Annotated in this window: 5 protein-coding genes and 1 pseudogene; 3 read left to right on the top strand and 3 right to left on the bottom strand. The window is 59.3% G+C overall.

Annotated features, from left to right (window positions below; genetic code table 11):
• Window positions 1-1,180 precede the first annotated feature (1,180 nt).
• Window positions 1,181-1,747 (bottom strand): annotated as a pseudogene (locus tag Mal65_RS27540) (choice-of-anchor Q domain-containing protein); the annotation flags it as partial.
• 114 nt (window positions 1,748-1,861) lie between these two features.
• Here Mal65_RS27540 and Mal65_RS26590 point away from each other — a divergent pair.
• Complete coding sequence (locus Mal65_RS26590; RefSeq protein ID WP_165701337.1) at window positions 1,862-2,062, top strand: hypothetical protein; 201 nt, start codon at window positions 1,862-1,864, stop codon at window positions 2,060-2,062.
• A 567-nt stretch (window positions 2,063-2,629) separates the two neighbouring features.
• On the opposite strand, the gene Mal65_RS17090 is transcribed toward Mal65_RS26590, so the two are convergent.
• Both Mal65_RS17090 and Mal65_RS17095 read right to left on the bottom strand, forming a co-directional pair.
• On the bottom strand, window positions 2,630-3,268 hold the full coding sequence (locus Mal65_RS17090) for a hypothetical protein (protein WP_145300210.1): 639 nt from the start codon (window positions 3,266-3,268) through the stop codon (window positions 2,630-2,632).
• Between the two features lie 58 nt (window positions 3,269-3,326).
• The gene (locus tag Mal65_RS17095; RefSeq protein WP_145300213.1) at window positions 3,327-4,292 is read right to left on the bottom strand and encodes an AEC family transporter; all 966 of its coding nucleotides are present in this window, start codon (window positions 4,290-4,292) and stop codon (window positions 3,327-3,329) included.
• Window positions 4,293-4,869: 577 nt separating this feature from the next.
• Here Mal65_RS17095 and tatA point away from each other — a divergent pair.
• Both tatA and Mal65_RS17105 read left to right on the top strand, forming a co-directional pair.
• Window positions 4,870-5,097, top strand: a complete 228-nt coding sequence (gene tatA / locus Mal65_RS17100) for a twin-arginine translocase TatA/TatE family subunit (RefSeq protein WP_196784246.1) — start codon at window positions 4,870-4,872, stop codon at window positions 5,095-5,097.
• 1 nt (window position 5,098) lies between these two features.
• Window positions 5,099-5,371 (top strand): Sec-independent protein translocase subunit TatA/TatB, encoded by a 273-nt coding sequence (locus Mal65_RS17105; protein ID WP_145300216.1) that lies wholly within the window; start codon window positions 5,099-5,101, stop codon window positions 5,369-5,371.
• The last annotated feature ends 651 nt before the right edge of the window (window positions 5,372-6,022 follow it).

A 6,022-nucleotide genomic window follows, 5' to 3' on the forward strand; every position in this document is an offset into this window, starting at 1 on the left:
AGAGCCCAAACATACGATAGGTATTTGTTTCAAGGGCTGTTGCCTGCACATACCCATCAGTTCCGGCTGGGATCGACAAAGTTGAAGCTGCATCCGCATTCCAGCTGTTGTCTCCGCCCGTCTTGGTAATCGTGTTGCTCGATATCGAAACGTTGACCGGATTTGTCCAATTAACGGACTGAACACCACCCGAGCCAGCCCCGCCACCCGCACCACCGGCGACGTAGCGAAGCGCATTAGCCATCAGCAGATCGCCATCGGTTGAGGGATTCCAAGCGCCGGAGAGCGAGTCCGACGACGGTGGGAAAAAGTTGAGCAATGCGATCTGCCCGGCCTGCGTTGTTTTCTCTGCAACCAAAGGCTGACCGTTACTCCAACTTGCGATCAGGCTGGTTCCAGAGGTCAACGAACCCGTGCCGCGATAGCTGCTAGAACCACCGGAGAATGTCGACACTCCCGCCATAATCGGATGGCCGGGATCGGCTATGTTGCCGAGCGTCAACGATCCTCCCGAAACATTTCCGCTCTGCGTTATTGGGTGATATCCGCCGGACTGCCATCGGCCCTGGGGGACTAAGCCGCTACCACTAGACGTCGCGAATGTTTGCACCACGACACCGCCGCCGCTGTCCACATAGTCGGCCAATGTGTTCCCTAACGCGACCGAGTCGCTAAATGCGTAGTTGCTCCAAACGAGAACACTGTCAAAGTTTTGTAGCGTCGACAGACTCGGTGTGGTCGACCGAACATCAAACGTCATGATTGAATCGAAGACACCCAGGTTGTTGAGTTTCGACTCGACCTCCGCCGCCCAACTTGGGACGTCGGCGTAGAGTAAGGCGACATCCAACGGGTCGGCGTTGCCGCCACCCGGATCGGTGACACGGACGGTGACGTTGCCGGAGAAAGGACCGTCATTGATGCCGAGAGCGACAAGTTGAGACCAGCTCAGCGTTACGTTTTCGCCGCTTACGTTCTCGTCGAAATCGCCGTCACCGTCGACGTCCCATTCATACGTAGCATTGGGCCCAGCTATGGAACCACTTACGTCCAGCGTCAGCGAATCGCCTTCATCAATCGTGTAAGGACCATTGGCGTCGGCCTCAACGACATCGGCCCCTATTTCAACGGCACCGACATCGACGATTCCATTGACAATCCTCGATCTGATGCCACGTTGGTCGGTCGACAATCCGACATTGATGGCTTCCAAGTTAGCCCCAGCATCGATAGCGGAACTTCCAACCTGTGGAAGCCGCGTCGGCGTTGGACCGCCGTTATCCTGCAGTGGTCCGAGCAACGGATCGATGCCCACCTGATTTCCGTTGACACCGTTTGAAAGCCCGCCCGACGAAGCCGGATCGCCGATAATGTTGTGGCTGCTCGACGGATCGAAAGAAGTGTTCCCGAAAGACGTTCCTAGATCGCTCGGCGCACCGGATGGGTCCGTGTTATTCGCGACAATCGTGTTGTGAAGTAGAAAATTTCCTGTCGAGTTACTCGCACCGCCGCCACCAAAATTCGCGACGTTTTCAGTGATGGTCGAGTTGATGACGGTTGTGGGTGCGTTGCTGAAAATTCCTCCGCCCGAGCCGGCAGCCGTGTTTGAATGAATCGTTGAATTGAGAATCTGAACATCATTTGTGTTGCAGCAAACGTGAATGGCTGCGCCCTGTGAACTGGTCGCATTTTCTGTAAAGGTGCTCCCAATAATCTCAATGGTCGACGATTGACCCACAACACGCACCGCACCGCCATTGACGCCCTGGTTATTCGTAAAAAGGCTGTCGCTGATTTTCAGATCGATCCCGTCAGCGTCCGCATTGATTGCTCCCAGGGACCCTGACGCGCTACCAGTGATGTGAAGACCGTCGATGTCAACGCTGATGCCGATGCTCGAGATGTTGAATACGGCCGAGTTTCCAAGGCCGGATACCGTGAGTCGGTCGGCGCCGAGCCCGCGAACTTCAAGATCGTCCGCGATTTGAATCTCGGGTCCGCTCAGTCCGATCGACTGACCGCTGAGGGACGAGTCGAATTCGATGATGTCCGGCCCGGCTGACGAGTTCGAGTCGAGAACCGCTTGACGAAGGCTTCCGGCTCCAACGTCCGCCGTGTTCGTGACACTGAAAACCGCGAGCAACCGGCGACTTTCCAGTGACTCCACCAGCATTCGACGCCTTCTGGTGGCTGCGGTGCGTCGTCGCTGCCGTGATGGCTTTTGCTGCGATGCTGAAAACCAAGATGAACGGCGGTTACTGCGTTGGAAGCGGGACATCGTCACTCCTTGCTCGGACAGATGATGGTGGATCGGCCGCGGCCTGCGGCGACGGGCGGGTCAAGGCCGACAACGTGGGGGGAATGCGACTTCATTCGCACACCCCACCGGGGTGGTTACAGCAAACCTAACACAGCCCGATTGGGGGTGCAACAATCTTAATCGTGGGGGAAGCAAAGCGATTCTGAGAGGCCCGCCGCCAATCAGCCGCCATCACGATTCAAATGGGGAATGCGACTTCCTCCGGCCACGCGCGACCTCTACCGGGCACACGCGACATCGGGCGGCACGATCGAAAACACCGTCCGTTGCACCTAGATTTCGCTGGCCTAATTTGCACCACGTTGGCGTCTACAGAGGCCCGGTGTCTGGCTGCAGCTCCACAAACACACCGATCTGGTCGCCCGGCGGCGGCCGGTCCTCGTACAGCATCAGACCACCTTCCCCAGCGAGCCAGCGTCGGTCGATTAAACGCAGCGGCCGGTCCACGTCATGAGAACTGGCCTGGCGACCGACGCCTTGGCTGAGCACTTTGTGCGCGCCCTGGAACACATCAACGTGCTCCTGTGGCAAGGACGTCGCTAAACGGTTCGTCCGGTCACCGGAACGGACGATCACCGCGATTTTCCACTGCTGGTCTTTCGGATCGGGAGCGATTTCCACATTGATCACCGACTCGCCCGGCGAAACCGGCATCGCGGCATACCACCGCGGTCCCGCCGTCCCTTCGGGCCACACCGTGCTATAGGCCAGCCGATAGGCACGATCGTCTGGCGTGGAATTTGGGATCCGCACGCGCAACCGATAGGTCAACGGTCGGTACGTGGGAATGGTGATGGCGGCCAGCTCGTTATCGAATCGACGCGGCAGGTAGCCGACCTCCTGTCGCAGTTCCTCGAGCTCTGCCCGCAACTGCGATAGCCGCGTCGCGTAGCCGGTGACGCCGATCAATAAGGCCACGATCGTCACCAGGCCGATCAACTCACGCAAACTGATTCGCATCAACGCTCGTCCCCCATCCGCCTGACACCTTTTCCCTTACCTTCGTTCAGACCCCTAACCACCATTTCCCGACGGCCAGCCAAAACGGCACCATGACGATGCCGAAGATCGACGTCGACAGGATGACCCGCATCGACGTCACCGTGTCACGATCATAAAGCCGGACGAGGACGATCGGGAAAATGGCCGCCGGCATCGCCGCTTGCAGCATCAAGACCTGCTGCATTTGAACCGTCCGGGCCAGAAACGTGGCCACGGCAAGAATCGCCACCGGCATGACCAGCTGTCGAAAACCGACCGCACAAACGATCGTGCGGATCGCTCCGCCCCAGTCGGCGTCTTTCAAAAAGTCGATGATCAGGGCCCCCGAAAGCATCAGCCCCAGCGGCACCGAACAACTGCCCAGCTTTTCAGTCGCCAACAAGATCGGCTGAGGCACAAAGTCGACCCAACCGGTCCGCTTCAATGTCATCGCGATCACCACCGCGACAAGCGGCGGGCTGATCAGCGATCGCCACCATTGGCGTTGCTGCCCGCGGCCACCGCTGATGATCGCCACCCCGACGCTCCACAGGGCCAAATCCACGCCGACGTTGTGCAGGATCAGATCGACCATGGCGTCGGGATAAAAGCGTTCGGCCAGCGGCAGCGGGATGTAGCCGTAATTACAGATGCCTACGCCCAGTGCGAACGCGCTGCGGCTGGACGCGTCTTTCAGCCCCATCCATCCGCCCAACAGACGTGCCAGCCCCAAGCCCAACAAGAATCCGATGACGGTGATCGTGAATCCGAACAGCGGCGGTGTCCACGCATCCAACAAAGATGCGATCCGGTCGCCACTCAAAATGCGGTCGAAAAACAAAGCCGGCAGCAACACCTTGGCCGTCAAATTGGCCAACGAGCGGTCCGCGTTGGGCGTCAACCAGCCGGCACGGCGACACGAGGCTCCCAAGGCGACGACCAGAAAGACGCCCAACACGCTCATGAAAATCTGGTACGTGTCGGCAATCATCAAACGAGGTTCATCAATGCGGGGGCAGGGGCGGCCGTGGGACAACCAAACAACCTGAAAACACGGAGGCCGATCGACGATTCAATCACCAGATCGGCCGCGGCGACACACCGTCACCCAAGACCGCTCGACTGACAAGCGGTCGACGCTTTACGCCCGTTTTCGGCCCTTGGATGCCCGGTGGACGGCATTCAAATCGGCTTGTCCGACGCGGATGACCGCCGGGACCGGTCGACCGTGCGGACTCGCGGTGGCGCTGGCCTCGCCCCCCTCGGTTTCGGCCAATCGCCGCCGGAAAAACCGGCACCACCGATGACGGGATCTTCTGCGCCGACCTGAAGTGCGGCTTTGACTGGCCCGCCGGCCGCAATAGAATGGGGGCGTGTGACGAAAACGACGTCACGCATAGCCCCCGACACAACGGTTCTGGAGGTGTTCGCGACGGGCCCGGCGCAGTTCTTCTGTGTTCGGGTGGCTGCCGATCGACCTACCCGCTTTCGCCGGTCGTGAGCGAGGGGATGGCTCTCTTGATTGAAGCTTCCTGCGCCACCTTAATTTTCACAGAGGCGAAAAACAGATGTTTGATTTTGTGCACCAGGGAATCTCCCTGGCTTTCATGGGCATGCCGGGCGGCAGCGAACTGTTCATCATTTTGCTGATCATCCTGGTCCTTTTCGGCGGTGCGAAGCTGCCCAGCCTGATGCGAAACCTTGGCCGCAGCGCCAACGAATTCAAAAAGGGCATGAGCGAAACGGCCGAGGACGACGGCGAAGCGGGAACCGACAATTCGGCCGAGAAAGCCTGAAATGTTCGGTTTGAGCCCGTTTTCGCTGATCCTGATCGCGATCATTGCGATCATGTTGTTCGGCAGCGATTTGCCCGAAGTGGCACGCAAATTTGGGTCTCGGTATCGCGAATTCCGTCGTTCCATCAATGACGTCCAGCAACAGTTCCGCGAAATTCAGCGGGAAACCAGCGACGCGTTGAAGGTCGACACGTCCGACGATCATCGCCGGGCCGAATTGGATGACGAGGAAGAAGACGAACCGCAAGCACCTCGGTTCACGCCGCCCAGCTGACACCTCGGTCGCCGCCCCGACGCCTCCCGATGGCCTGATCTGCCAAGCCGTCCGCCGATGCAACAGTCATCGGTGGACGGCTTTTTTCGTGCGCATCGCGATCTCGACACTTCGGAAACACCGGCAAAATGACTGAAAACTCGCCGCTGAATCCAAAACGCTCCTCATCGCGGGATGGTTCCGTCGTCATTCGGAGACAACGTCGATTCGGAAACAGGTTCGATTCGCTGGTGCGCATGGAACCGACGAACGCTGGGTTTGACCGGGCGAAAGCCGAGCCGGGGGAACGCTGTGCACACGTCGGGCTTATATGCATGACGATGCAAGCGTTGGCGACACTCCCCGACGGCGGTCTCATCGCCGTTATGGCCAGAGACACATTACCGGCCCGTCACCACGTGTCCCCTTCGTCTCGGCGACAAACGCTGACTCCGCAGGACAGCCAGAGCGACGGAAACTCGCGGGACAACCGCTGGGCGGCGTCCTGGATCTCGTTGGCCACACCGGCGCGGTGGAGCCTGAGGAAAGAAATCGGGCGAATAGCTGGAGCGATGCGGGTCACCGCGACGAAGAACAGTCTCCATCGGCACGCTGCTGCGTGCCGGGCAGAAGGCGGAAAACACGGGAAAAAGCCCGTCGATACCGGGCCGA

Origin of the sequence: Crateriforma conspicua, assembly GCF_007752935.1 — a bacterium.
Taxonomy (GTDB): Bacteria; Planctomycetota; Planctomycetia; order Pirellulales; family Pirellulaceae; genus Crateriforma; species Crateriforma conspicua.